General features: G+C 64.6%; 23 protein-coding genes. 6 read left to right on the top strand and 17 right to left on the bottom strand.

Translation table 11 applies throughout. The annotated features are described in order from the left end of the window. Nucleotide 1 precedes the first annotated feature (1 nt). The 10 genes from JJE66_RS28615 to JJE66_RS28570 form a co-directional block, all read right to left on the bottom strand. Nucleotides 2–3,187: an efflux RND transporter permease subunit gene (locus tag JJE66_RS28615; RefSeq protein ID WP_200517790.1), complete on the bottom strand. Its 3,186-nt coding sequence runs from the start codon at nucleotides 3,185–3,187 to the stop codon at nucleotides 2–4. Then, on the bottom strand, nucleotides 3,184–4,620 hold the full coding sequence (locus JJE66_RS28610) for an efflux RND transporter periplasmic adaptor subunit (RefSeq protein ID WP_200517789.1): 1,437 nt from the start codon (nucleotides 4,618–4,620) through the stop codon (nucleotides 3,184–3,186). The genes JJE66_RS28615 and JJE66_RS28610 overlap by 4 nt, the downstream gene beginning before the upstream one ends. Then, nucleotides 4,617–5,024 (bottom strand): FixH family protein, encoded by a 408-nt coding sequence (locus JJE66_RS28605; RefSeq protein ID WP_200517788.1) that lies wholly within the window; start codon nucleotides 5,022–5,024, stop codon nucleotides 4,617–4,619. Before JJE66_RS28605 ends, JJE66_RS28610 begins: the two co-directional genes overlap by 4 nt. Before the next feature lie 102 nt (nucleotides 5,025–5,126). Further along, nucleotides 5,127–5,570, bottom strand: a complete 444-nt coding sequence (locus JJE66_RS28600) for a hypothetical protein (protein WP_200517787.1) — start codon at nucleotides 5,568–5,570, stop codon at nucleotides 5,127–5,129. Between the two features lie 202 nt (nucleotides 5,571–5,772). Beyond that, complete coding sequence (locus JJE66_RS28595; protein ID WP_200517786.1) at nucleotides 5,773–5,991, bottom strand: YodC family protein; 219 nt, start codon at nucleotides 5,989–5,991, stop codon at nucleotides 5,773–5,775. 288 nt (nucleotides 5,992–6,279) lie between these two features. Next, nucleotides 6,280–7,071, bottom strand: coding sequence for an HAD family hydrolase (locus tag JJE66_RS28590; RefSeq protein ID WP_200517785.1), 792 nt, complete (start codon nucleotides 7,069–7,071; stop codon nucleotides 6,280–6,282). Beyond that, nucleotides 7,062–7,961 carry an oxygen-dependent coproporphyrinogen oxidase gene (gene hemF, locus JJE66_RS28585; protein ID WP_200517784.1) on the bottom strand — a complete coding sequence of 300 codons (900 nt, stop codon included), beginning with the start codon at nucleotides 7,959–7,961 and terminating at the stop codon, nucleotides 7,062–7,064. The genes JJE66_RS28590 and hemF overlap by 10 nt, the downstream gene beginning before the upstream one ends. 16 nt (nucleotides 7,962–7,977) lie before the next feature. Beyond that, nucleotides 7,978–8,343: a 6-carboxytetrahydropterin synthase gene (locus JJE66_RS28580; RefSeq protein ID WP_200517783.1), complete on the bottom strand. Its 366-nt coding sequence runs from the start codon at nucleotides 8,341–8,343 to the stop codon at nucleotides 7,978–7,980. Nucleotides 8,344–8,360: 17 nt separating this feature from the next. After that, the gene (queE, locus tag JJE66_RS28575) at nucleotides 8,361–8,993 is read right to left on the bottom strand and encodes a 7-carboxy-7-deazaguanine synthase (RefSeq protein ID WP_200517782.1); all 633 of its coding nucleotides are present in this window, start codon (nucleotides 8,991–8,993) and stop codon (nucleotides 8,361–8,363) included. 18 nt (nucleotides 8,994–9,011) lie between these two features. Further along, the gene (locus JJE66_RS28570) at nucleotides 9,012–9,470 is read right to left on the bottom strand and encodes a tRNA (cytidine(34)-2'-O)-methyltransferase (RefSeq protein ID WP_200517781.1); all 459 of its coding nucleotides are present in this window, start codon (nucleotides 9,468–9,470) and stop codon (nucleotides 9,012–9,014) included. A 277-nt stretch (nucleotides 9,471–9,747) separates the two neighbouring features. Between JJE66_RS28570 and petA the strand changes: the two genes are divergently transcribed. The 6 genes from petA to JJE66_RS28540 all read left to right on the top strand — a co-directional run bounded on the left by petA (nucleotide 9,748) and on the right by JJE66_RS28540 (nucleotide 17,513). Beyond that, the gene (gene petA, locus JJE66_RS28565) at nucleotides 9,748–10,278 is read left to right on the top strand and encodes a ubiquinol-cytochrome c reductase iron-sulfur subunit (RefSeq protein ID WP_200517780.1); all 531 of its coding nucleotides are present in this window, start codon (nucleotides 9,748–9,750) and stop codon (nucleotides 10,276–10,278) included. Between the two features lie 62 nt (nucleotides 10,279–10,340). Beyond that, on the top strand, nucleotides 10,341–12,404 hold the full coding sequence (fbcH, locus tag JJE66_RS28560) for a cytochrome b/c1 (RefSeq protein ID WP_200517779.1): 2,064 nt from the start codon (nucleotides 10,341–10,343) through the stop codon (nucleotides 12,402–12,404). A gap of 149 nt (nucleotides 12,405–12,553) precedes the next feature. Then, on the top strand, nucleotides 12,554–13,228 hold the full coding sequence (locus JJE66_RS28555; protein WP_200517778.1) for a dienelactone hydrolase family protein: 675 nt from the start codon (nucleotides 12,554–12,556) through the stop codon (nucleotides 13,226–13,228). Nucleotides 13,229–13,342: 114 nt separating this feature from the next. Beyond that, nucleotides 13,343–14,548: a DUF4375 domain-containing protein gene (locus tag JJE66_RS28550; RefSeq protein WP_246756567.1), complete on the top strand. Its 1,206-nt coding sequence runs from the start codon at nucleotides 13,343–13,345 to the stop codon at nucleotides 14,546–14,548. A 250-nt stretch (nucleotides 14,549–14,798) separates the two neighbouring features. Further along, nucleotides 14,799–16,964: an anthranilate synthase component I gene (locus JJE66_RS28545; protein ID WP_200517776.1), complete on the top strand. Its 2,166-nt coding sequence runs from the start codon at nucleotides 14,799–14,801 to the stop codon at nucleotides 16,962–16,964. A 9-nt stretch (nucleotides 16,965–16,973) separates the two neighbouring features. Continuing rightward, the gene (locus JJE66_RS28540; RefSeq protein WP_200517775.1) at nucleotides 16,974–17,513 is read left to right on the top strand and encodes an adenine phosphoribosyltransferase; all 540 of its coding nucleotides are present in this window, start codon (nucleotides 16,974–16,976) and stop codon (nucleotides 17,511–17,513) included. A 19-nt stretch (nucleotides 17,514–17,532) separates the two neighbouring features. Here JJE66_RS28540 and JJE66_RS28535 read toward each other — a convergent pair whose 3' ends face one another. The 7 genes from JJE66_RS28535 to smc form a co-directional block, all read right to left on the bottom strand. Beyond that, nucleotides 17,533–17,865 (bottom strand): GIY-YIG nuclease family protein, encoded by a 333-nt coding sequence (locus JJE66_RS28535; RefSeq protein WP_200517774.1) that lies wholly within the window; start codon nucleotides 17,863–17,865, stop codon nucleotides 17,533–17,535. A gap of 87 nt (nucleotides 17,866–17,952) precedes the next feature. Beyond that, nucleotides 17,953–18,621 carry a hypothetical protein gene (locus JJE66_RS28530; RefSeq protein WP_200517773.1) on the bottom strand — a complete coding sequence of 223 codons (669 nt, stop codon included), beginning with the start codon at nucleotides 18,619–18,621 and terminating at the stop codon, nucleotides 17,953–17,955. Between the two features lie 62 nt (nucleotides 18,622–18,683). Then, nucleotides 18,684–19,436, bottom strand: coding sequence for a hypothetical protein (locus JJE66_RS28525; RefSeq protein ID WP_200517772.1), 753 nt, complete (start codon nucleotides 19,434–19,436; stop codon nucleotides 18,684–18,686). Between the two features lie 218 nt (nucleotides 19,437–19,654). After that, a complete protein-coding gene (locus tag JJE66_RS28520; RefSeq protein ID WP_200517771.1) occupies nucleotides 19,655–20,887 on the bottom strand; it encodes a M48 family metallopeptidase in 1,233 nt (410 codons plus the stop codon). A gap of 32 nt (nucleotides 20,888–20,919) precedes the next feature. Further along, complete coding sequence (locus tag JJE66_RS28515; protein WP_200517770.1) at nucleotides 20,920–21,480, bottom strand: LemA family protein; 561 nt, start codon at nucleotides 21,478–21,480, stop codon at nucleotides 20,920–20,922. Between the two features lie 137 nt (nucleotides 21,481–21,617). Next, entirely contained in the window at nucleotides 21,618–22,595 is a 978-nt protein-coding gene (locus JJE66_RS28510; protein WP_200517769.1) for a small ribosomal subunit Rsm22 family protein, read from the bottom strand. 58 nt (nucleotides 22,596–22,653) lie between these two features. Next, nucleotides 22,654–26,118 (bottom strand): chromosome segregation protein SMC, encoded by a 3,465-nt coding sequence (smc, locus tag JJE66_RS28505; RefSeq protein ID WP_200517768.1) that lies wholly within the window; start codon nucleotides 26,116–26,118, stop codon nucleotides 22,654–22,656. Nucleotides 26,119–26,307 lie beyond the last annotated feature (189 nt).

Genomic DNA, 26,307 nt, shown 5'->3' with positions numbered 1-26,307 from the left:
CTCATTCGGCTGGCTCCGGGATCCGTATTTTCCTTGTGGTGGCCTTCGGCTTGGGCCGCGGCTGCGGTTTGCCGGCGGGAGGCAACCGGAAGCCATTCACCAGCCCGAAGATCGCCGGGATTACGATCAGCGTGAGCAGGGTCGACGAGATCATGCCGCCGATCATCGGAACGGCGATACGCTGCATGATCTCGGACCCGGTGCCGGTGCTCCACATGATCGGCAGCAATCCGGCCATGATTGCCACCACAGTCATCATCTTCGGCCGGACGCGCTCGACGGCGCCTTCCATGATCGCTTCGTGGAGATCACCCCGGCTCAATGTCCGTCCCGCGGCGGCGCGGCGCTCCCTGATCTCCGAAAGCGCCTGGTTGAGGTAGATCAGCATCACCACGCCGGTCTCGGCGGCGACGCCGGCGAGCGCGATGAAACCGACGGCGACCGCGACCGAGAGGTTGAACCCGAGCCACCACATCAGCCACAGCCCGCCGACCAGCGCGAACGGCAGCGAGAGCATGACGATCATCGTCTCCGCGACCGACCTGAAATTGAGGTAGAGCAGCAGGAAGATGATGAGCAGCGTCGCAGGCACCACGATCTTCAGGCGGGCCATGGCGCGCTCCAGATATTCGTACTGGCCGCTCCAGACCACGTAGTACCCCGGCGGAAATTGGATGCTCGCCTGGACCGCGCGCTGCGCGTCCGCGACGTAGCCGCCGAGGTCGCGGTCGCGGATGTCGACGTAGATGTAGCTCGCGAGCTGCGCGTTCTCCGTCCGGATCGACGTGGGGCCCCGCGCGATCTGGACGGTGGCGACTTCCGCGAGCGGGACGGCCCCTCCGGCCGGCATGGGAACGAGGATGTCGCTTGCGATCTTCTTCGGATCGTCCCGAAGATCGCGCGGGTAGCGCATGTTCACCGTGAAGCGCTGCCGGCCCTCGACGGTGGTCGTGACCGCCTGCCCTCCAAGGGCCGTCGCGATGGTATCCTGGACGTCCTGGACCATGATGCCGTAGCGCGCGAGCGCGGAGCGGTCGGGCGTGATTTCCAGGTAATAGCCGCCGATCCCGCGCTCAGCATAGGCGGACGAAGTCCCGGGCACCGCCCGCAGCACCGGCTCGATCTGCTTGGCGAGCCTGTCGATCTCGGCGAGGTCGGTGCCGATCACCTTGACGCCGACCGGCGTCCGGATGCCGGTCGAGAGCATGTCGATGCGCGCCTTGATCGGCATCGTCCAGGCGTTGGACACGCCGGGGAATTGCAGCGCCTTGTCCATCTCGGCGATCAGGCCGTCGATGGTGAGGCCTGGCCGCCACTGCTCCTTGGGCTTGAGATTGACCACGGTCTCGAACATCTCGGTCGGCGCCGGATCGGTCGACGTCTCGGCCCGCCCGGCCTTGCCGTAGACCGACGCGACTTCCGGAAAGGAGCGGATGATGCGATCTTGCGTCTGCATCAGTTCGGCGGCCTTGGTCACCGAAATGCCGGGCAGCGTGGTCGGCATGTAGAGCAGCGTTCCCTCGTTGAGGTTCGGCATGAACTCGGTACCGAGCTGGCGGGCGGGCCAGATGGTGACGGCGAGCGCGCCGATCGCGAGCAGGATGACGAGGGTCTTCGCCCGCAGCACGCCCTTGATGACGGGGCGGTAGATCCAGATCAGAAACCGGTTGATCGGATTCCGGTGCTCCGGAACGATGCGCCCGCGGACGAAGATCACCATCAGCGCCGGCACCAGCGTGACCGACAGCAGCGCGGCGGCTGCCATCGAGAACGTCTTGGTGAAGGCGAGCGGGCTGAACAGCCGCCCCTCCTGCGATTCCAGCGTGAAGATCGGCACGAACGAGACGGTGATGATCAGCAGGCTGAAGAACAGTGCCGGCCCGACCTCCGAGGCGGCCCCGATCAGGATCGTGAGCCGCGACTTGCCCGGCTCGGCCCGCTCTAGGTGCTTGTGGGCGTTCTCGATCATGACGATGGCGGCGTCGATCATGGCGCCGACGGCGATGGCGATGCCGCCGAGGCTCATGATGTTTGACCCGATCCCAAGTACCTTCATCGCCCCGAACGCCATCAGGACGCCGACCGGCAGCATCAGGATGGCGACGAGGGCGCTCCGGACGTGCAGCAGGAAGACGACGCAGACCAGCGCGACGACGAGGCTCTCTTCGAAAAGCGTGTGCTTGAGCGTGTCGACCGCGGCGTAGATCAGGCCCGACCGGTCGTAGACCGGGACGATCTCGACGGATTTCGGCAGGCTGGTCGCGATCTCCTTGAACCGTTTCTTGACGTTCTCGATGACGTCGAGCGCGTTCATGCCGAAGCGTTGCAGGACGATGCCGCCGGCGACTTCTCCCTCGCCGTTGAGCTCGGTGATGCCGCGCCGCTCGTCGGGACCCAGTTCGACCCGGGACACGTCCCGCAGCAGCACGGGCGTGCCCTTGTCGGTCTTCAGGACGACGTTGCCGAGATCGTCGATGCCTTTCAGGTAGCCCCGGCCCCGGATCACGTACTCGAACTCCGACAGCTCGACGGTCCGCCCGCCGACGTCGGCATTGCTGGCGCGGATCGCGTCCCGGATCTTTTGCACGGTGATGCCGAGGTCGCGCATGCGCTGCGGATCGAGAACCACGTTGTACTGCTTCACGAACCCGCCGACGCTGGCGACTTCGGCCACGCCCTCCGCCTTGGCGAGCGCGAACTTGAGATTCCAGTCCTGGATGGTCCGCGTGTCGGCGAGATTGAGTTCCTTGGACATCACCGCGTACTGGTACACCCAGCCGACGCCGGTCGCGTCCGGGCCGATGGTCGGCGTCACGCCCGTCGGCAGCCGCGACGCCGCGCCGTTGAGGAATTCGAGAACCCGCGAGCGCGCCCAGTAGATGTCGGTGCCGTCCTCGAAGATCACGTAGACGAACGACACGCCGAAGAAGGAGAAGCCGCGCACGACCTTCGATTTCGGCACCGTGAGCATCGCGGTGGCGAGCGGATAGGTGACCTGGTCCTCGATCACCTGCGGCGCCTGACCCGAATATTCGGTGTAGACGATGACCTGGGTGTCCGAGAGATCGGGAATCGCATCCAGCGGTAGATGGATCAGCGCGTAGATTCCGGCGGCGGCGGCGAAGCCGGTACCGAACAGCACCAGCAGCAGGTTGCGGGCCGACCAGGCGATGAGGCGGGCGATCATGGTCGCGCCCCCGCCGGTTGGGCCGATGGCGCGCCGCTCGCCTCGGTAAAGCCGTTCAATGCGGCCTTCAGGTTGCTCTCGGCGTCGATCAGGAAGTTGGCCGAGGTCACGACGGCTTCGCCTTCCTTGACGCCCTCGGCGACTTCCACGTAGCCGTTGCCGCGTAAGCCGAGCTTGACCTCGCGCGGTTCGAACCGGCCTTCACCCTTGTCGATCAGGACGGCTTGGCGGGCGCCGCTGTCGAGGATCGCGCTTTCGGGGACCGCGAGCACGGGGTTCGGTGTGCCGGTCTCGATCTCTGCATCAACATACATTTCCGGCCGCAGCAACTCATCGGGGTTTGGCAGTTCGACCCGGATTCGAGCGGTGCGGGTCTGGGCCATCAGGTGCGGATAGATCAACGACACTTCGCCCGTGAAACTCTGGCCACGTAACCCGCGCGGCTTGATGGTCACCTTCGTGCCGATGGCGACTTGCGGCAGATCGCGCTCCGCGACATCGATGAGCACCCAGACGAGCCGATGGTCGGCGACCCTGAACAGCACGTCGCCCGGGCCCGCCCGCATGCCGTTCACGGCGTTACGTTCGAGGATTTCGCCGTCCTGCGGGGCGAGCCAGGGAATCGACAGCGATATCTCGCGGGTGCGCTCCAGCTCCTTGATGGCCGGCTCGGGAGTGGCGAGGTTCTCCAACCTGCGCCGGGCACCTTTCAGCTCCTTGCCGGTGGCGCCCGCGTTGATCGCCGAGAGATATTCGGCGGCCGCGCTGGAGAGTGCCGGACTGTACACGTTCATCAACGTTTGCCCCTTGTGGACGTGATCGCCCGTCGTGACGTTGGCCACGCTCTCGACGAAGCCTTCGAAGCGCAGCGCGACCACCGAGACGCGCCGCTCGTCCTCCTGCACGACGCCCGGCGCCCGGATCATCGACCTGATCGCCTGTCGCACGATCCGTTCGGATTTCGCCCCGGTGCGCTGGAGCTTGCCGGGCGAGAGCTTCACCGAACCGTCGTCGCTGTCCTCGCCCTCGTACACGGGAATGTAGTCCATCCCCATCGAGTCCTTCTTCGGCGTCGGGGACGTGTCGGGTAGGCCCATAGGATTGCGGTAATATTTGATCCGGCGCTCTCCGGAGCCGCTTGCCGCCGCCGACGACGGTGCCTCCGCCGCGGCGTCTTCGTCGAAGCCGACGTCGGAGCCGGCGGGGACCGCGCGATAGTCGCGGCCGTCCGGAGTCTTGCGAGAAGTCAGCGAGTACGTCGGCTTGCCGTCCGGATCCTGGAAATAGATGGGAGGGCGCGCCTCTTCCGCCTCGGCGGAAGTGGTCAACTCGGCGATACGCGCCGGTGGCCGCTGCACGCCGGCCAGGACGAGCGCGGTGCCCGCCGCCGCGATCGACGCGGCGGCGACGCTTGCCAGCAGGGCGTGGTTCATTTCTGCGCCGTGATGACGAGCTTGTTCTCGACCGTGCCGGCCTCGCCTTGGACCTTGGCGCCCAGCGATAGCTGCCAGCGGCCCGCCATGCTGAAGTTGGCCTTGAACTTGTAGGTCCCCGGCTCCGTGCCCGGCATGGCGGTGACCTTGGTCACCATCTCCTGCATGCCGTCGGGGGCCATGTCGAGACGGGTGGCGAAGATCACCGCGTCCGGCACCTGTTTGCCAGTCTTCTTGTTCATGAGCCGGACCGTGACGACCTTGTCCGCACCGGCCTGAACGCTCGGATCGACGAGCTGGAATTCGTAGTCCTTGATGGCGGCGAAGGCCATCTTCGGCGCTCCCGCCAGCGAGAGTCCGATCAGCGCGGCCGCGACGGCGCGCGCACGTGTGGCAGTCTTCATGATGTCTTTTCCTCGAAACGTCTGATCTCGCCGCAAAACGGCATGCGAAAGGACGCCCGCCGCTGTTCGGCGCGCGTCAACTTTCCGGCGCCAGCGCGCCGGTCAGACGATCGTTCGAGGTGGGTGGTCCGGCGGGTACTCGCCCTGTCCATCGATCAGCAGATCGTCGGGCATCGCGAAGGCATTCAGCGAGATAATGCGATCGACGAGCGCGCCGCTTCCATCGGGTGCCGGCATGATGATAGTCAACATGCATAAGGCGAAGGGACAGGATCCGCAGTCCTTGGCTTTCTGGTCCTGCTGAGGACAGCACGGCATGTCGTCCGCCATCGTCTGCATCTCGTCGGCGGCAGCCGCCAATTGCGAAGCGGCCATCGCCGGCGCCGACAAAGGCGTCGCGACGAGTGCCGCCGCCACGGCAACAGCGATCAGCCAGTTGAAGGCCTTCCTCGGATCCATGGTTCCTTGTCCCACGACAAGAGCGAGGGTGCAAATCGTTTGATTATCACGATTGCGCCAGATCTCGGCTGTGACTGGGTGAGTCATTCCACGATCGGCTTGCCACGCCTCGTCAGCACGCCGTTCAAACCAACGGCCCAGATGTCCACTTTGCTCTCGAGCCGACAAACTCGATATATCGGTTTTGGCTCTTCTGCGATATCCAGCGTCCGCTATTGGCCGAGAAGCGGACATCAGGAGCGCGGAGCCGAGCGCTCCGATCTAAACCAGGATGCGGTCCTAGGCGTGCCTACTCGTCGTCCTCGTCGTCTTCTTCCTCGTCTTCGTCATCCTCATCGAGGTCTTCGATTTCCAGGCGTTCGAGCGTGGCCAGCGGCAGGGTCTCGCGGAACAGATCGCCTTCCGAACCCATCCAGAGGCAGAGGATGTCGTCGCCTTTGACCTCCGCGACGGTCAGCGGCTGGCCGCCGGATTTCAGCATCACGACGTCGCCGGTTTTCAGTTCCATGGATGGTCCTTTCGGGTTGATCGACGAGAGCGGAGGCTAGCAAGCCGTCATGACACGCCGATCACGGGCTGCGGAGCCCGTGAATTTGCGCCGGCTTGCTTAGACTGCGCGAAACGTCGATGGCAGAGGTTCGAGTGGGAGATCGCTCGATGGTCACCTAACGACTATTCCGTCCCAGGCGCGGCGATGGTGGCATCATGCGCCTGTTTTGCCCGACGCGTCAAATGATTTCGTAAAATCGGTAGCCGCGTTGTGTTTGCGGCAAGCCGTCGAAATTGCGGGGCCCGGCTACTGTGCATGGGGTTGTTTTCGCGATTCTGCGTCAGACCGGTCGGGCACCAGTTCGCTCAGCGAGCGGATGATGCGGTCGGGCCTGACCGTCGAGCCTTCGGGCAGGCCCTCGCCATGCACGTCGATCCAGATCGCGTAGATGCCGAGACGCTGCGGCGTCACGACTTCCCACTCCAGATTGTCGCCGATCATCCAGGTATCGTTCGCGCTGACGCCGAGCGCTTCCATTGCGTGCAGATAGGCGCGCTCCTCGGGCTTGCCGAAACCGTGCTCGCCCTCGATCTGGATATGGTCGAAGCGATGAGCCAGCTCGAAGCGCTCGACCTTGGCGCGCTGCATCTCGGCAGCGCCGTTGGTGACCAGCGCGAGCTTGACGTCGTGCGCCTTGAATGCGTCGATGGCATCATGCGCGCCGGGGAAGACGAAGATCGCTTCTTCGCGGTAAGTGGTGAAGCGGTCGGCGAGGCGATCGGCGAGATCGTCGGAGAGGGCGCGATGGCCGTTTGCGGCGAGCGCGGCGAAGCCGCCGCGCACCGTGAGCCGCCGCGCCTCGCCAAGCTTCATCCGCCACGCGGCTTCCGCGTTGGCCCAGAAGTTTCGCGCATAGGCCAGCACGGCTGTTGCAACCTCTCGCGGCGGCAGCGGCGCGAGCTCGTCGGCGAATTCTTCTGCGATCGTGTTCCAGGCGATCTCGGGCCGGCCATAGGCCGACAGGATGGTGTCGTCCATGTCGATCAGCATCGCGCGGGGGAGCTGCTTGATTGCGGGCTTCATCGTCGTCATGGCCATTTCACCTCCGGCGGCAGCGACGACAGGATCGAATCCACGTTGCCGCCGGTCTTGAGCCCGAAGATGGTGCCGCGGTCGTAGAGCAGGTTGAACTCGACATAGCGGCCGCGGCGGATCAATTGCTCCTCGCGATCCGCGGCGGTCCAGGCGGTCGCGAAATTGCGCCTGACGATGTCAGGGTAGATCTTTTGGAAGGCGCGGCCGACGTCCTGGGTGAAGGCGAGGTCGGCGTCCCAGTCGCCGCTGTCATGCCAGTCATAGAAGATGCCGCCGACGCCGCGCGCCTCTTTCCGGTGTGGCAGATAAAAATACTCGTCGCACCAATTTTTGTACTTGTCGTAATCGGCAACGCCGTTCGGTCCGGTGCAGGCTTCCTTCATCGCAGCGTGGAAGGCGACGGTGTCGGAATCCTCCTGCGTGCGCCGACGGTCGAGCACCGGCGTCAGATCGGCGCCGCCGCCGAACCACGCCTTGGTGGTGACCACGAAGCGCGTGTTCATGTGCACGGCCGGCACGTGCGGATTGCGCAAGTGCGCGATCAGCGAGATGCCCGAGGCCCAGAAGCGCGGGTCCTCCGCCGCGCCCGGAATCTGCGCGCGAAACTCGGGCGCGAATTCGCCGTGCACGGTCGAGCAGTGCACGCCGACCTTCTCGAACAGGCGGCCGACCATCGTCGACATCACGCCGCCGCCACCGGCAGCGCCGGTGTGGTCGGTGCGCTGCCAGGGCGTGCGCGCGAAGCGGCCGGCCTCGCCGGGATAGAGGCTTTGTGGCGCGTCATCCTCGAGCCGCTCGAAGGTTTCGCAGATGTCGTCGCGCAAGCGCTCGAACCAGGCGCGGGCGCGGGCCTTACGATCATCGATCAGGTGTGGGTCGATTGCAGATGTCATCGCGTCAACCTTGGCGTCAACCTTGCGGACCGTAATAAGTGCAGCTCTCGTTGCAGCTGTCGCGGTGGATGCTGACGCGGGTGAGCTTGCCGATAGGGGCGAGCCGCTCCCAGACGAAGCGCGACAGGTTCTCCAGCGTCGGGGTGCCGAGCGCCTCGATCTTGTTGAGGAACTTGTGGTCCAGCATCACGCGCACCTCCTCGATGGCGCGCTGGAGCAGGCCGAGATCGACCACCATGCCGGTCATGGGGTCCGGCGTGCCGCGGACCGTCACCTCGGCGCGGAAGGAGTGGCCGTGGATCTCTTCGCTCGCCGCACCAAAGGTCGTTCCCGACAGCGAATGCGCCGCCTCGAAGCGGAACGATTTCGTCAATTCCCACATCTGTCCGTCGACCCGTCCTATCTGATGCCGAGCGATTTATGCGTCTGCACGCTCAGCCGCCATTGCGGATGACGCAGGCAATAATCGATCGCGCGCGCGGTGTTCTCTGCGACCTCAGGTCCGTCCATCGGCTGCAGCGAGAAGCGCTCGAAGGGAAGACCTTCGAACGTCTCGGGTGCTGCGAGGGCCTGCGGATAGACCAGCTTGAGCTCGTGGCCGCGCTTCAGCACCAGTTCGCTGCCGGCCTTGGGGCTGACGCAGACCCAGTCGAGGCCATCAGGCGGAACAACCGTGCCATTGGTCTCGACGCCAATCTCGAAGCCACGGGCATGGAGCGCCTCGACCAGGGCGGCATCGACCTGCAGCAGCGGCTCGCCGCCGGTCAACACCACGTAGCGGTTGGAGGCCGATCCAGTCCATTGCGCGGCGATGGTGTCGGCGAGTTCCACGGCCGAGGCGTAGCGGCCGCCGAGCGTGCCGTCGGTGCCGACGAAATCGGTGTCGCAGAATTGACATGTCGCATCGAGGCGGTCGGCCTCGCGCCCGCTCCACAGGTTGCAGCCGGCAAAACGGCAGAACACCGATGCGCGCCCGGCATGGGCGCCTTCGCCTTGCAGGGTCAGGAAGATTTCCTTGACCGCGTAACTCACTCGTCTCTCCTCAACATATCAATCTTGCGGGTCCCGGACCTGCCGCAGCGCTTCGCCTGCGGCCATCGCCGCGGTCATGGCGACATTGAGCGACCGCAACCCTTCGGTGATCGGGATCACCAGCCGCGCATCCGCGGCCTCGACCACCGCCTCGGTGACGCCGGCGCTCTCGCGCCCGAATAGCAGGATGTCCGACGTCTGGTAACGAAAATCGCGGTAGTCGGTGGCGGCTTTGGTCGTGAACAGCAGCAGGCGGGTGCCTTGTGCCGCCCGCCACTCCTCGAATTTCGACCAGGAATCGTGGCGGGTAATGCTGACGTGATCCAGGTAATCCATTCCCGCCCGGCGGAAATGCCGGTCGGAGACCGGGAAGCCGGCCGGTTCGATGATATGGGCGGCGATGCCCAGGCAGGCGCACAGGCGGAGAATCGTGCCGGTGTTCTGGGGGATGTCGGGTTGGAAAAGTGCGATTTGCATGGGCGTTGGCGGTTTGGGTGAGGGCCGGAAATGTCTCAATAAAACATCGCCGACCGCGGAATTCGTGCATTGCACGCTCCCGCGCGGTTAGCGGGCTTGCGCTCGCCCGGCAAGGGTGCCAATAGAACGATTCTGGACTGCTGTTTTCGCCTTGTTTTGGTGGGGACACGCGAAGTTCTGCCGCCGCGGGGGCCGCGGGCGCCGGCAGACTGTTCCGGGGACCTTGGGGGCTCCTGGAACGGTTCCACCGGCAGCATAAGAAGAAAGGGTTGGAATCGTGACGACAGCGTCTTCGGCGGACCATCCGACACGCCGTGATTTCTTATTCGTTGCAACGGGGGCAGCTGCAGCAGTAGGGGGCGCAGCTGCGCTCTGGCCTTTCGTTTCCCAGATGAATCCGGACGCCTCGACCATCGCCGCCGGTGCGCCGATCGAAGTCGATCTGAGCCCGGTCGCCGAGGGGCAGGACATCAAGGTGTTCTGGCGCGGCAAGCCGATCTACATCAGCCATCGCACCAAGAAGCAGATCGACGAGGCGCGCGCCGTTCCGGTGGCGAGCCTGCCCGATCCGCAGTCTGACGAGGCCCGGGTCAAGGCCGGCCATGACCAGTGGCTGGTCGTGATCGGCATCTGTACCCATCTCGGCTGCATCCCGATCGCTCATGAAGGCAATTACGACGGGTTCTTCTGCCCCTGCCATGGTTCGCAGTACGATTCGTCCGGCCGCATCCGCCAGGGACCCGCGCCCCTGAATCTGGCAGTGCCGCCGTACCAGTTCGTTTCCGACACCAAAATCCAGATCGGCTGAGCTTCGGACCTGCGTCCGAAGCCTCGAACCGTCGCGTCGTATTATTTCCTCAGGATCGCATCATGAGCGGACCATCCGACTTCCAGCCGAGCAACCCGGCCCTGCAATGGATCGAGCGACGTCTGCCGATCCTGGGTCTCATGCACTCTTCGTTCGTCGTCTATCCCACGCCGCGCAACCTGAACTATTGGTGGACCTTCGGCGCCATCCTCTCCTTCATGCTGGGGATGCAGATCCTGACCGGCGTGATCCTGGCGATGCACTACACGCCGCATGCCGATCTCGCCTTCAAGTCGGTCGAGCTGCTCGTCCGTGACGTCAACTACGGCTGGCTGTTGCGCAACATGCACGCGTCCGGCGCGTCGATGTTCTTTTTCGCAGTCTACGTTCACATGCTACGCGGCGTCTATTACGGCTCCTACAAGGAGCCGCGCGAGGTGCTGTGGATCCTCGGCGTCATCATCTACCTCCTGATGATGGCGACGGGCTTCATGGGCTACGTGCTGCCGTGGGGCCAGATGAGCTTCTGGGGCGCCACCGTCATCACCAATCTGTTCTCCGCCATTCCGTATGTCGGCGAGAGCATCGTGACGCTGTTGTGGGGCGGCTATTCGGTCGGCAACCCGACGCTGAACCGCTTCTTCTCGCTGCACTATCTGCTGCCGTTCCTGATCGCGGGCGTCGTCGTGCTCCACGTCTGGGCGCTGCACGTCGCCGGCCAGAACAATCCGGACGGCGTCGAGCCGAAGACGGAAAAGGACACGGTGCCGTTCACGCCGCACGCGACTATCAAGGATGGCTTCGGCGTCGCCTGCTTCCTGCTGCTCTACGCCTGGTTCATCTTTTACATGCCGAACTATCTCGGCGACGCCGACAACTACATTCCGGCGAACCCGGGCGTGACGCCGCCGCACATCGTGCCGGAATGGTATTACCTGCCGTTCTACGCGATCCTGCGCTCGATCCCGAACAAGCTCGCGGGCGTGATCGGAATGTTCTCGGCGATCATCATCCTGTGCTTCCTGCCCTGGCTCGATGCCGCCAAGACCAGATCGTCGAAGTACCGTCCGCTGGCCAAGCAGTTCTTCTGGATCTTCGTCGTGGTCTGCATCCTGCTCGGCTATCTCGGTGCGCAGCCGCCGGAAGGCATCTACGTGTATGCTGGCCGGGTCCTGACGGTCTGCTACTTCGCCTATTTCCTGATCGTGCTGCCGCTGCTCTCGCGCATCGAGAAGCCGCGGCCGGTGCCGAATTCGATCTCGGAGGCGATCCTCGCCAAGAGCGGCAAGGCCGTGGCTTCGATTGCGGTCGCGCTCGTTGCAGCCGGTGCGCTGTTCGTCGGCACCTTGCAGGACGCCCGCGCTGAGGAAGGCGGCACCAAGCCGCCGGGCAACAGCTGGTCCTTCGCCGGCCCTTTCGGCAAGTATGACCGCGGTGCGCTCCAGCGCGGCCTGAAGGTCTACAAGGAAGTCTGCTCCAACTGCCACGCTCTGTCCTACATCGCCTTCCGCAACCTCGGCGATCCCGGCGGCCCCGGCTATTCAGCGGCGCAGGTGGCCGCGTTTGCTTCCGACTACAAGATCAAGGACGGTCCGAACGACCAGGGCGAGATGTTCGAGCGCCCGGGCCGGGCGGCTGACTACTTCCCCTCGCCATTCCCGAACGAGCAGGCGGCTCGCGCGGCGAACGGCGGCGCGGCGCCGCCCGATTTGTCGCTGATCACCAAGGCGCGCTCCTACGGTCGCGGCTTCCCGATGTTCATCGTCGACTTCTTCAGCCAGTACCAGGAGCAGGGCCCGGACTACGTCGCGGCCGTGCTCCAGGGCTTCGAGGACAAGGTGCCGGAGGGTGTGACCATCCCAGAGGGCTCCTACTACAACAAGTACTTCCCGGGCCACGCCATCAAGATGCCGAAGCCGCTCAGCGACGGCCAGGTGACCTATGACGACGGCTCGCCGGCGACCGTCGCGCAATACGCCAAGGACGTCACCACGTTCCTGATGTGGGCCGCCGAGCCCCACATGGAAGCGCGCAAGCGCATCGGCTTCCAGGTCTTCATCTTCCTGATCATCTTCGCCGGCCTGATGTACTTCACCAAGAAGAAGGTCTGGGCCGACTCGCACTGAACGGCTTGAGCCGAAACGAGAATGAAAAGCTCCCGAAAGGGGGCTTTTTTGTTGGACACGCGCGTGTGTTGTTCGGCGCGATTGCCTATCGCGCTCGCAGCGGCCAAAATGCCGCCAGCCGCTCCCCAAAAACCCCGTCGGAGGACACCATGGGAACCACCATCACCTTCAAGCGCCCGGACGGCAAGGACGCCTCGGGCTATCTCGCCAACGCCGCGCGCGGCAACGCGCCTTGCGTGGTCGTGATCCAGGAATGGTGGGGTCTGTCCGACCAAATCAAGGGTCTGTGCGACCGCTTTGCGCTCGCCGGCTTCGATGCGCTGGCGCCCGATCTCTACAAGGGCAAGGTGGTGCCGTATCACGACACGGATGCGGCCGGCAAAGAGATGAACTCGCTCGATTTCATGGACGCCACCACGCAGACCGTGCGCGGCGCCACGCAATATTTGTCGCGCAACGGCGCTAAGGTGGGCCTGACCGGCTTCTGCCTCGGCGGCGCCGTAACCATCATCGGATCGGTGCATGTGCCGGAGCTTGCGGCCGGCGTCGTCTTCTACGGCATTCCCCCGGAGCAGGCGGCCAAGCCCGCCGACGTCAAGATCCCGCTCCAGGCGCATTTTGCCAACAAGGACGATTGGTGCACGCCGGAGCTGGTCAGCGGCTTCGAGAAGGCCATGAAGGCTGCCGGCAAGTCGCTCGAGCTGTTCCGCTATGACGCCGAACACGCCTTCGTCAACGAGCAGCGCCAGGCCGTGCACGACCGCGAAGCCGCAGAGCTCGCCTGGGGAAGGGCGACGGAGTTTTTCAGGAAGCATCTGGGGTAAGTGCGGCACGCTACCGACTAGCGAATCTTCACGTCTTGATTTTTGCATTCCCTCTTGCAATCCTAAGGTGTTTTCGTGAAATATTCGCCATAGATGCGAGTGCGGAGCTGGGCGATGATCGTGGATGGCCGCTTGTCGACAGTTGTGGTGTCTCGCGACGCGGTGGAGGCAGCTCACAAGCCTGAGGAGGCTCACTATCTGGTCGATGCTGTGGTCGACTACGTCAACGCAATTCTACATGTCGGTGTTTACACGCGACGTGAATTGCCGATCGCGGCCATACAGGCTTATCACGCCGACCTTTATCTCGCTCAGATTAACAATGGCGGTCACAGCCAGTTCATCAGCAACATCGGCGCCGAGATGCTTCCGACGACATCTGAAGATGCGCTCGCGGGACTGAAGGCTATGGGGGCGGTCGCGCAGCACCAGATTCTGCAAGAGATGATGGCCTGGGTGGAAGCCAATCCTGGCGAGGCTGCGGCGCAAAGCGGTTTCTACAACTGCGCCGCAACGCTCGATGCGCTTGACACGCGCTTCTACCAGGCGGAGCGACAGCAGCCTATGACACCACTCGCGGCCCGGTGGATCACGGGCTGGCCGGAACTGCGCCCTGTCGCGCGCGAGCAATACACTTCTGAAATCGAGCGGCTTGCGCAACTCTACCCACATCTGTTGGCGCGCCGCATTTGGCAAAACGTGGACCGGATACGTTTCCAGATGACTGATCCGCTGCAAATCACAATCGCCGCGGCGTGCGGGGCCGTAGTGCCGGATCCGGAACTCAAACTCGCCGTACGCGCGGGATTTCATTTGGATGTGGAGGGGCAGAAATGCATGGCTTTCGGCGTTGGCACCGACAAGGGATCGCGGATATGCGTCGTTGAAGACGTGGGTGGACGGCTTTATGAATACGAGATGCGCAGCCCAATCCCAAAACCGGAGCAACTGACGCTGGAGAGTTTGAAGAATTTCCAACCGCCTGTCGTGGGAGCGCGGCTGTCTGTCGTAGACGCGGATACGATCCGGAACTTCTCAAGAATTGCGGAGAAAAACCTGGCGGCCGAAGCTATCGATTTGCTCCTCCGAAAGTCCGATCTAGATCCAGCCGCGACCATCACGGCGATTAGAGCGACCGATGAATCGGCGACATGGTATGCCGTCACCGGAGGGACCCGCACTACGGTTGCGACCTTAGGCGATCGCGCCGAAATTGCCGGATCTGGCGGCAACGCCTCTCTCACAGTAACGCGAGACGAGATCGAGCGTCATGCGGCAGACGCAGCGGTTGGTCGCGATACCATGCAGACCGAAATGTGATACTTGACTTGTCCCTGTACCATTTTGGTCGTCAAGGATGGTCTGGCCGCTTGACGCCGTCCCCGCGCCATGGTGAGTATCCCGCCCATGAGCATCGCCGTCCGCCCAGCCCGTCTTTGGTGGCGCACCTCCTAAGAGGTGGCCGGTGCGATTTCTATTCCCAAAATCGTCGAAGGTCGCCAGCACAGCGCGGCGGCCTGATCGTTTGTCCTGTGTGGCGTTCCCTCGGCAAGTTTCGTAAGAGGACCACATGAACAGGACAGTCTTTGCCCTCCCGGCCAGAAGCGATTACGTCACACGCGGCGGTCTCGCGATCACGCGCGTGGCGGAGCAGTTTACCGGCGGCGCCAACCGGCTCGACGATCTCGTCAATCTGCTCGATCGCCGCCGCGGCGTGGTGCTGTCCTCGGGCACGACCGTACCCGGCCGTTACGAGAGCTTCGACCTCGGCTTCTCCGATCCGCCGCTCAAGCTCGAGACAACAGGCATCAATTTCAAGCTGGAAGCGCTCAACGAGCGCGGGCAGGTGCTGATCGCCTTCCTCACTGACGTCCTGCGCGAGCCCTGCGTCGTGATCTCCGAGAAAACCGCTTCGCGTCTTGCCGGTCACATCATCCGCGGCGATGCGCCGATCGAGGAAGACCAGCGCACGCGCCGCGCCAGCGTAATGTCATTGGTGCGCGATCTCGTCGCCGCGTTCTCCGCCAATGACGACGGGCTGCTCGGCCTGTTCGGCGCTTTCGCCTACGACCTCGTGTTCCAGATCGAGGACCTCGTGCAGAAGCGTCCGCGCGAAAATGACCAGCGCGACATCGTGCTTTACATCCCCGATCGCCTGTTGGCCTATGACCGCGCCACCGCCCGCGGTGTGGTGCTCACATACGATTTCGCGTGGAAGGGCAAGACGACCTTAGGCTTGCCGCATGAGACGGCCGAGAGCCCGTATCTGAAGACATCGCGCCAGGGTTTTGCCGATCACGCGCCGGGCGAATATCAGGCCACCGTCGAGACCGCACGCGCAGCCTTCGCGCGCGGCGACCTGTTCGAGGCGGTGCCGGGGCAGCTCTTCGCCGAGCCCTGCGAACGTTCACCGGCGGAAGTGTTTCAGCGGCTCTGCGTCATCAACCCGTCGCCTTATGGCGCGCTGATGAATCTCGGTGACGGCGAATTCCTCGTCTCGGCCTCGCCGGAAATGTTCGTGCGCTCAGATGGCCGCCGCGTCGAGACCTGCCCGATATCAGGCACCATCGCGCGCGGCACCGATGCGATCGGCGATGCCGAGCAGATCCGCCAGCTCCTGAACTCTGAGAAGGACGAGTTCGAGCTGAACATGTGCACCGACGTCGATCGCAACGACAAGGCCCGCGTCTGCGTCCCCGGCACGATCAAGGTGCTGGCAAGACGGCAGATCGAGACCTACTCGAAGCTGTTTCACACCGTCGACCATGTCGAGGGCATGCTGCGTCCCGGCTTCGACGCGCTCGACGCCTTCCTCACTCATGCGTGGGCCGTCACCGTGACCGGTGCGCCAAAGCTCTGGGCGATGCAGTTCGTCGAGGACCACGAGCGCTCGCCGCGGCGCTGGTATGCCGGCGCGATCGGCGCGGTGAACTTTGATGGCAGCATTAACACCGGTCTCACCATCCGCACCATCCGCATGAAAGACGGCCTCGCCGAGGTTCGCGTCGGCGCCACCTGTCTTTTTGATTCAGATCCCGCCGCGGAAGACCGCGAATGCCAGGTCAAAGCCGCAGCCCTGTTCCAGGCCCTGCGCGGCGATCCACCGAAGCCGCTGTCGGCGTTTGCGCCCGACGCCACCGGGTCGGGCAAGCGCGTGCTGCTGATCGACCACGACGACAGCTTCGTCCATATGCTCGCCGACTATTTCCGCCAGGTCGGCGCCAGCGTCACCGTGGTTCGCTATGTGCATGCCCTCGACATGCTCAAGCAGAAGAGGTGGGATTTACTCGTGCTGTCGCCCGGTCCCGGTAGGCCCGAAGACTTCGGAATCAAGAAGACCATCGACGCGGCGCTGGAGAACAAGCTGCCGGTGTTCGGCGTCTGCCTCGGCCTGCAGGCGATCGGCGAATATTTCGGCGGCGAGCTCGGCCAGCTCACCCATCCCGCCCACGGCCGGCCCTCGCGGGTGCAGGTGCGCGGCGGGCGGTTGATGGGCAATCTGCCGAACGAAATCGTCATCGGCCGATATCATTCGCTCTATGTCGAGCGCGACAGCATGCCGGAGGTGCTCAATGTCACCGCCAGTACCGAAGACGGCGTCGCCATGGCGCTGGAGCACAAGACCCTCCCGGTTGCCGGCGTGCAATTCCATCCGGAATCGCTGATGTCACTCGGCAACGAGGTGGGATTACGTATTGTCGAGAATGCGTTCCGGCTGGATCCGCCGGTCAATTGAGAGGCACTGATGACTTTTGACCACGATCTGAAGGCGAGCGTGCGCACCATTTCCGACTATCCCAAGCCGGGGATCATGTTCCGCGACATCACGACGTTGCTCGCGGACGCGCGCGCGTTCCGTCGCGCGGTCGACGAGCTCGTCAATCCCTGGGCCGGCAACAAGATCGACAAGGTCGCCGGCATGGAAGCACGCGGGTTCATCATCGGCGGTGCGGTGGCGCATCAGCTCTCGGCCGGCTTCGTGCCGATCCGCAAGAAAGGCAAACTGCCGCACACCACCGTGCGCATCGCTTACTCTCTCGAATACGGCATCGACGAGATGGAGATGCATGTCGACGCCATCTCGCCCGGCGAGCGCGTCATCCTGGTCGACGATCTCATCGCTACCGGCGGCACTGCTGAAGGCGCGGTAAAACTGCTGCGCCAGATCGGCGCCAATGTTGTCGCCGCCTGCTTCATCATCGATCTGCCCGAACTCGGCGGCGCCGCCAAGCTGCGCGCCATGGACGTGCCGGTGCGCACGCTGATGACCTTCGAGGGGCACTGAGAGGTCGCTGCGGCGATCGTCAGATCGCCTCGGCTTTCAACTCCGCCTGCCAGTGCAGCATGCGCTCTTTGAGCAGCGCATTCCGGACGTAGTCTGTCTCTTCCTCCTCCAGACGCTCGCATTCGCCAAATGTCAGGCCGGCCTCGCCATGCGCGTTCCAGGCGGCCTGAAGGCTGCGGCAGGGATGGCTGCCCTGACGCAGGGTGAACCACGTGCGATTCTGGATCGTCGCGAGGTTCGGGGCCTGGCCGACCCAGACCTCGCCCGACGCCGCGCAGCGGACGACGTAGATCCCTGCAATGGACTTCCGCTCCTTGTAGGCGGCGACGGCTGCTTTCCGGTCGATGTTCACGGGTGGGGCCTTGCCGAGGACGTTGATGGTTGCCCCCCATAAGCCCAATCCGGATCACAGTCAATATTATCCGGGTAAAATTATTGCCTAGGACCGCTGCAGGATCAGGCTTAGCTCCAGCTCGCGGAAGGCGAGGTAATTCCGCCGGGTCCACTGGTGCAGCTCGGTCGAGGAGTCCTTCTCCTGGCGCAGATAGCCTGTGAAGGAGAAGTTCAGCCGGTCGATATAGGTCTTGAGGAAGCCGGGGAGCGCCGGCAGGCGGAGCAGCCGGCCGCCGGCCATCGCGGGCGGCAGCTCGCCGCGGATAATGAACTCATTGTCGACGGTGATCAGGTTCATTCGCGGGATCTGCTGACGCAGCATCTCATGGGCGCGGGCCGAGACGCGGTCGCTATCGGCAACGAACAGGATCTGTGGTGCGACATGCCGGCGCGCCGCTTCCTTGAGCAGGCCGATCTCGTCGGTCATCTTGAAGAATTCGTCGAAGGCGTGGAAGCCGAGGTCGATCACCTTGGCAAGCCCGTCATCGACGATGACGCGGTCCATCAGCTGCATCTTGCCGTAGGTGTCGATCACGTCGGCCGTTTCCGTGATCTTCGGCAGATAATCGAGCAGCGACGGCTCCTTCAGATTGACGTCGAACGCCGTCACGTTGCCGTTCTTGAGCAGCAGAAATTCGCTCAATAGTCGCGCCAGCAGCGTCTTGCCGACCTGCGGGCGGGGCGAGCAGATGATGTAGAGGGGCGTTGCGGGCATCACGGGCTATTATCTGAGCGAACTCACCGCCCAATCCAGCCGTATCCGCCCATACTCTGCAACTATTTTTCGCTGCTGCGGCCGCTGGGCTTGGAGCCGACGATGTCGGTCAGGTGGATGCGGTCGAACTCGCTCCAGACGTTTGCCAGCCAGTGCCGGACATAACCGCGCAGCACGAACGAATAGTTCGCGGCTTCGTCGTTGATGCCCTTGTTGGCGACGAATTTCAGGAACGGAACGGAGGACACCTCGACCTGCTCATAAGCCATTTCGTTGAGCTTGGGGATGGTCAGCTCGGTCGCATCCTTGATGCGGTGGAAGTAGGAATTATAGGTCGCCTGGTCCCACTGGAAGAACTGGGTGTCGTTGATGAAGTTCTTCACCAGGAAATATTTTGCGCCGGTCATGAAACCCGCCGTCTCGGCGATCTCGTCCAGCGAGGCGATCGAGGGTCCGAGGATGTGGAACACCGCGAAGGTGATCTGGCCGGCTTTGGCGGCGTCGAGGAAACCAATGTCGCGCAGCGAGGCCAGAGCCGGCGAGAGCAGGCCGGCGCGGACATCGATCACGGTGACCGACGGGCTTGTCGCATTGAGCGTATCGAAGATCTTCATCTGATCAGAGGTCGTCGTCATGTCGACGATCTCGGTGATGTCAGGGTGGAAGCGCTTCAGCGTTCCGCGCGGCGACTCCGTATCGAAGGCGCGCGTCGGCACATTGTTGGCGGAAAAATAATCGAGCAGGGTGCGCGATACCGTGGTCTTGCCGACCCCGCCCTTGTCCGCGCCCACCACAACCACTGCCGGCTTTGCCATTGCTGTCCCCTAACGCGCCCTCCGATTGCAGGCTGCAATCGGCCGGGCCCCAAATCGATATCCCAAGGATGTCCCAAGGATTGTCCCAAGTCTGCTGTTGGGCGCGAACATGGCAGAAACAAGGGAGAATTCAATTCCTTGGACCACGGTTGCGGCAATTCCCGGAGTTTTTCCCAATCGCTACGAAGCCAGCCACAGGGCGCGGCGGAATCGCACGCTTAGCGGCGGCCCCAGGGTCCGATAGGATTTCCCAGCGGGTTGCCCGCCGCAGTTCCGGTAGGGCTCGGCGCTGGCACGGGTGGTGGGCTTGCCCGGCTGCCAGCATCGTTCCACGGGCCCTTCGGCAGTGGAGGCGGGGCGTTCTGCTGGTCGGCCTGTGCCTCGGGCCCTTCCGTCTCGGGCTGCTCTGTTTCGTCGGCGGGCGGTGGCAGCGGACCGGGATCACGACCGCCGGCGAACTTGACCAGCGCGTCGACGCGGGACTGCACCGAGGGGTGGGTCGCGAACAGATCTGAAAAGCCTTCGCGCGGATTGTCGAGACAAAGCTCCATCACCGCGGAGGTCGCGCCCGGCAATTCGCCGCGGCCTTCGATCTTGCGCAACGCCGAGATCATGGCATCAGGGTTTTTCGTCAGCTCGACCGAGCCCGCATCCGCCAGGTATTCGCGCGAGCGCGACAGTGCGAGCTTGACCACCTGCGACACCAGCCAGGCCACCACGATCAGCACGACGGCGATGATGATGACGACGATTGCGCCGCCGCCGGAACTCTTGCTGTCGCTCGACGACGAGGACGACCGCGACGAGGAGGAAGAGCCCGACGGCCACGAGCCGCCGGAGCTCCAGCTCAAATTGGTGAACAGGCGGAAGAACAGTTCGCCGAAGAAGCCGACCACGCCGGCGATGATCACGGCGACGACCATCAGCTGCACGTCGCCGTTCTTGATGTGGGTGAGCTCGTGGCCCAGCACCGCCTCGATTTCCTGGTCGTTCAGCGCCTTCAGGAGGCCCGTGGTGACGGTGACCGCATACTGCCGCGGGTTCAGACCGGTCGCGAACGCGTTCAGCGCCGGAGAGTCCATGATCTTCAGCTTCGGCATGGTGATGCCGCGCGAGATGCAGAGATTTTCCAGCAGATTGTAGAGCCGCGGCTCCTCCTGCCGGCTGACGTCGTGGCCGCCCGTCACCGCGTCGATCATCGACTGGTGGAAGAAATAGGCGATGACGATCCAGGCGACCGCGGCAAGCGTCGCGACCGGCGCGGCCTTGAGCAGGTCGGCGAAGGCACGGCTCAAATAGTAAGCGACGGTCCCGTCGCCGTTGGTGACGACCTCGGCGACCAGCGCGCCGGCAAAGACCAGCACGTAGACCAGCGCGAACAGGCCGGCGAGCAGCAGCATCGAACGAAACTTGTTCGAGGCGATGTGCGTGTAGAGACCATACGCGGCCATGACGCGTTGCCCTGCCGGCCTATCGGCTCAGATCAGAATTTCACCTGGGGCGCCGCCTCGACCTCGGTGCGGCTCGCGCCGAGATCGAAGAAGTCCTTCTTGGTGAAGCCGAACATGCCGGCGAACAGCGCGGCGGGCATCTGCTGGATGCCGGTGTTGTATTCCTGGACCGCGCTGTTGAAGAAGCGGCGGCTGGCCGCAATCTTGTTCTCGAGGTCGGAGAGCTCGCTCGCAAGCTGCTGGAAATTGGCGTTGGCCTTGAGGTCGGGATAGGCCTCCGACAGCGCGATCAGCCGGCCGAGCGCGCCGGAGAGCTGATTCTCGGCGGCGGACACCTGCGCCGGCCCTTGCGCCGATATCGCCGAGTTGCGCGCCTTGACGACGTCGTCGAGCGTGCCGCGCTCGTGCGAGGCATAGCCCTTCACGGTCTCGACCAGGTTCGGGACCAGGTCGTGGCGTTGCTTGAGCTGCACGTCGATGTCGGCAAAGGCCTGGCCGACGCGTTGGCCCAACGCCACCAGCCGGTTGTAGGCGCTGAAGGCCAAGAACACGAGGACGACGATGACGCCGAGAACGATCCAGCCGGTCGACATGGAGAACTCCTGAAGGGAGAAGAAGGCGGGCGCAGCCTAGACCAAATTGGCGCGGAGCGAGAGCCCCGGCGCAGGAGAAGGTAAGGCTTGGTCGGATCAGGAACCATCCGAGTTCAAGGCAAACGCAGGTAATCAGGTTAACTTTCGGACATGACGGCATCGCCCCAGCGCCAGCGCCGGGCGTCTGCATAGGCGGCCTTATCTCGGCGCGGCACCTTCGTGATGGCAACACCGTCCTCGGTGCAAAGCTTCGCCGTGATCTCGGCCTTGCCGACATCGGGCGACGCCAGCACGCGTGCGGCGCGGACTGCGGGCGGCGTGCGGGTCAGGGCAACGTAGATGAAGCGCTCGTCCTCGAACGGCACGTCGGCACCCTTGATCTGGCGGTGCGCTTGCGAGCGCGGCAGGCGCTGGTTGAAATGGCACCAATCGGGAGCCGCGAGCGGACAGGGCTTTTCGTGCGGGCAGGGCGCGGCGACGAAAGCGCCGGCCGCGATCAGCTGTTGGCGCAGCGCGAGGATGCGCGCGTAGCCGGCGGGCGTGCCGGGCTCGATCACGACCAGCGCGTGGCGCGCTTTCGCCCACATCGTCTCCGCGAGCTTGCGCTGATCGCTCTCACTGAGCTCACCGATGATGTAGCTGGCGACGACGAGATCGGCTTGCGAGGCCTCGGCGAGGTTGCTGCCGGCATCGCCCGGAAGATAGCGGCACTCTGCCAGCCGCGAGCTGTCCTGCGCGAGCTCGAGCGCCAGCCGGCTGAGCGTGGCGTTGGAATCGAGCAGGGTGAAATCCTGCAGCGACGGAAAGGCCTCCGCGGCGGCCCAGCTCGCAGTGCCCGGGCCGGCGCCGACGTCGAGCAGCGTTTCCGGGGCAAAATCCGGCGCCATCTCGGTCAGCGCGTTCAGGCTTGCGGCGACGGCGGCGTAGGTGGCCGGCATGCGCGCCAGCGCATAGGCGAGCGCATCGGCTTCGGACTTGATCGTGCCGGAGCCGCCGCCGGAGCGATAATTGGTCGAGATTTTCTGCGAGCGCTGCGCAGCGTCGGTGCGGGAGAAGCCCTGCAGCCTGGCGTCGAGCGCAGCTTTGAGTTCGGCGGGGAGGGTGGGTGAGATCATGTTTGCCTGCCGTCATTCCGGCTTCTCGCGCCGCGAGCCCGGAATGACGGCAGAGATATCACGCCACATTCTGGTCGAGAATGTCCACCGCCTCTTGCAGGTTCACCGAGACCAGCTGCGAGACGCCGCGCTCGGCCATGGTGACGCCGAACAGGCGGTTCATCCGTGCCATCGTGATCGGGTTGTGCGTGATGATGATGAAGCGCGTGTCGGTCGAGCCGGTCATTTCATGCAGCAGGTTGCAGTAGCGCTCGACGTTGTGGTCGTCGAGCGGTGCGTCGACTTCGTCCAGCACGCAGATCGGCGAGGGGTTCGTCAAGAACACCGCGAAGATCAGCGCCATCGCGGTCAGTGCCTGCTCGCCGCCCGAGAGCAGCGACAGCGTCTGCGGCTTCTTGCCAGGCGGCTTGGCGATGATTTCGAGGCCGGCTTCCAGCGGGTCGTCGCTCTCGATCAGATGCAGCGCGGCCTCGCCGCCGCCGAACAGCTCGACGAACAGGCGCTTGAAGTGGTTGTTGACGACCTCGAACGAGGTCAAGAGCCGCTCGCGGGCCTCCTTGTTGAGGCTCTGGATGCCCTGGCGCAGCCGCTTGATGGCTTCGACGAGGTCGTCGCGCTCGGTGACGAGACTCGTGTGCTGGGTCTCGACCTCGCGCAGCTCTTCCTCGGCGCGCAGGTTGACCGCGCCCAGGCGCTCGCGGTCGCGGCGCATCTTTTCAAGGTCTTCCTCGATGTCGTGCAGTGGCGGCAGCTCGGCGCCGGGCTCGATCTCGGCGAGGCCGGCAACGGCCTGCGGCTCGACTTCGAGCATGTCGCGGATCTCGCGCTCGATGTCCTCGAGCCGGCGCCGCGAACCTTCCATGCGCTCCTCGGCGCGAGCGGTTGCCTCGCGGGAGCTGGAGAGCGCCTCTAACGTCAGCTTGGCGACGCGATCGGTCTCGGCCATCGCGGTCTCCGCGCTTGCGAGCGCGTCGGCGGCCATGCGGCGGTCGTTCTCGGCGTATTCGATCTCGGTGATCAGCGCGCTGCGCTTCTCGGCGAAGACAGCAGGTGCGTTTTCAAGTTCGCTGCGCTCGATCGAGACTTCGGCGATACGAGCCTGGATAGTGTCGATGTGGGAGGCCGCGCTCTCCTTGCGGTTCTGCCATTCGGTGCGCTCGGCGAGGATCGCCTGCACGCGGCGATCGGCGAGCTCGGCCTCGCGCGCCAGCGCCTGCGCCTCGGCGCGAACCTGGGCGGCCATGCGGCGATGGCCTTCGATGTCGCTGCGGACGGCGGCCAGACGGGTCTCGGTGTCCTCGCTCGACGGCAACTCGTTGATGCCGGCCTCGGCGTATTCGTAAGCAGCCTCGGCCTCGGCGCGGTCGGCGGCGAGACGGCTATGCGCTTCCGACAGCGTCGCCTTGCGCGCCGCGTGGCGGCTGATCTCGCGCTCGGCGGTGGCATGGCGTTCACGTGCGACGTTCAGCTCGCGCTGTGCGGCGCGCCAGGCTTCACGGCTGGCACCTTCGGTGCTCGCAGCCATCTGCAACTCGGACTCGGCGTTCTCCAGCGCCTGACGGTTGATCTGCGCGTCGATGCGGGCCTGCTCCAGCTCGTTCTCGATGTCGACGAGGCGGGCGCGCTCGGCCAGGCGGCGCGCGGCACCGGTCGGAGCGTGAGCGGCGGCGACGAAACCGTCCCAGCGCCAGACATCGCCTTCGGGCGAGACCAGCCGCTGGCCGGTCTTGAGCTGCGAGACGAGCTCAGCGCCGCGCTCGCGCGGCACCACGCCGATCTGCGCCAGTCGGCGCGTCAGCTCGGCCGGCGCCTGCACGTGGCTGGCGAGCGGCACGACGCCCTCGGGCAGTTCCGGATCGCCGTCGGTGACGCCGGCATTGGTCCAGCGCATCGGCGCCGACGGATCGACCGGCGCGTCGAGGTCGTCGCCGAGCGCGGCACCGATCGCCTTTTCAAAACCCTTGTCGACAGTGATGCCGTCGATGATCGGCGGCCACAGATTCTTGGTCTCGCCGTTGACGATCTTGGAGATCGTGCGCGCTTCGGTATCGAGCCGCTGCACGCGCTTGTCGGCTTCGACCAGCGGCGTGCGCGAGGATTCCAGCGTCTGGCGGGCGGCGACATGGGCAGCTTCGCTCGCCTGCGCGGCGGCTTCCGACGCGGCAAGCGTCTGCTCGGCGGTCTCGACCGTTGCGGTCAGCTCGTCGAGATCGCCGAAGCCGCCGGTCTCGGCGGCGAGCTTCTGCTCTTCCGCCGTGACATTTGCGATTTCCTGCTCGAGCCGGGCGAGCTTGTCACGATGGGTGCGGACGTTGGCCTCTAACTGGTTGCGCTTGGCGGTGAGATCGGCGAGCGCGGTGGTGAGCTCGGCGAATTGCTGCTCGGTTTCGGTCAGCACCGCCTCGGCCTCGGCGACGCGCTCATCGACGCCGGAGCGCTTCTCGACGCGCGACTTGATCTCTTCCTTCAGCTCGGCATCTTCGCTGTCGAGCCGCTGCAGCGCGACGTCGGCATCCATGGTCTGCTGCTGGGCACGCGAGATGTCGCCCTCGAACTGGGCGAGACGGCGCTCGAGCTCGGCGACGCGCTCCTTGGCGCGCTCTTCCTCGCGGTCGAGCAGCTCGCGGGCATTGGTGAGGCGCTGCAGCCCGGCGGCCGCACGCGCTTCGGCATCGCGCAGCGCCGGCATTTCGGCGGCGCGGATGGCCTGGATGCGGGCGGCTTCGGCCTGGTGCTGGGTGCGCTCGGCCATCTCGCGGACGGCGAGATCATGGGTGTGACCGGATTCGTTGACGTCGGCATGCGCGCCGATCCAGCGCAGATGGAACAGCGTGGCTTCGGCCTTGCGGACCTTGGCGGCGACTTCCCGATAGCGCACGGCCTGCCGGGCTTGTTTCTTGAGGCCCTCCATTTGGCCTGCGAGCTGGCCGATCACGTCCTCGACGCGGGTGAGGTTGGTCTCAGCCGCCTTCAGCCGCAACTCGGCCTCGTGGCGGCGGGCGTGCAGGCCGGCGACGCCGGCGGCGTCTTCCAGCACGCGGCGGCGCTGCTCGGGCTTGGCCTGGATGATCTCGCCGATCTTGCCCTGGTGGACGAGCGCGGGCGAGCGCGCGCCGGTGGCGGCATCGGCAAACAGAATCTGCACGTCGCGGGCGCGCACGTCGCGGCCGTTGATGCGATAGACCGAGCCGGCCTCGCGCTCGATGCGGCGGGAGATTTCGAGCAGCTGGCTGTCGTTCATCGCCGCCGGCGCGGTGCGATCGGAATTGTCGATGGTCATCGTCACTTCGGCGTGGTTGCGCGCGGGACGGTTGCCGGAGCCGGCGAAGATCACCGCGTCCATGTCGGCGGCGCGCAACGATTTGTACGAGGTCTCGCCCATCGCCCAGCGCAGCGCCTCGACCAGATTCGACTTGCCGCAGCCGTTGGGTCCGACGACGCCGGTCAGGCCGGGCTCGATGACGAAGTCGGTGGCCTCAACGAAGGATTTGAAGCCGTGAAGGCGCAGGCGGGTGATTTTCATAAGCACGCATCTCTGTTGGCAGGCGCGAATCCCCCTGCCGGGACAATACCATGGAAGGCATTGTCGGTATCCGGGCGAGTCGCGCGAGGCGCCTCATGCGGCGGACAATGGCCGCGGTGCGCCGCGAGGGCAACCTGCGAAAGCCGCTTTTCCCAAGGGATTTATGCGGGGAAAAATACGGCTTTTGAG

It is taken from the genome of Bradyrhizobium diazoefficiens (genome assembly GCF_016612535.1).
Lineage (GTDB): Bacteria > Pseudomonadota > Alphaproteobacteria > Rhizobiales > Xanthobacteraceae > Bradyrhizobium > Bradyrhizobium diazoefficiens_C.
Note: the sequence above shows the minus strand (reverse complement) of the source record. Positions and strands in the feature narration are given on the sequence as shown.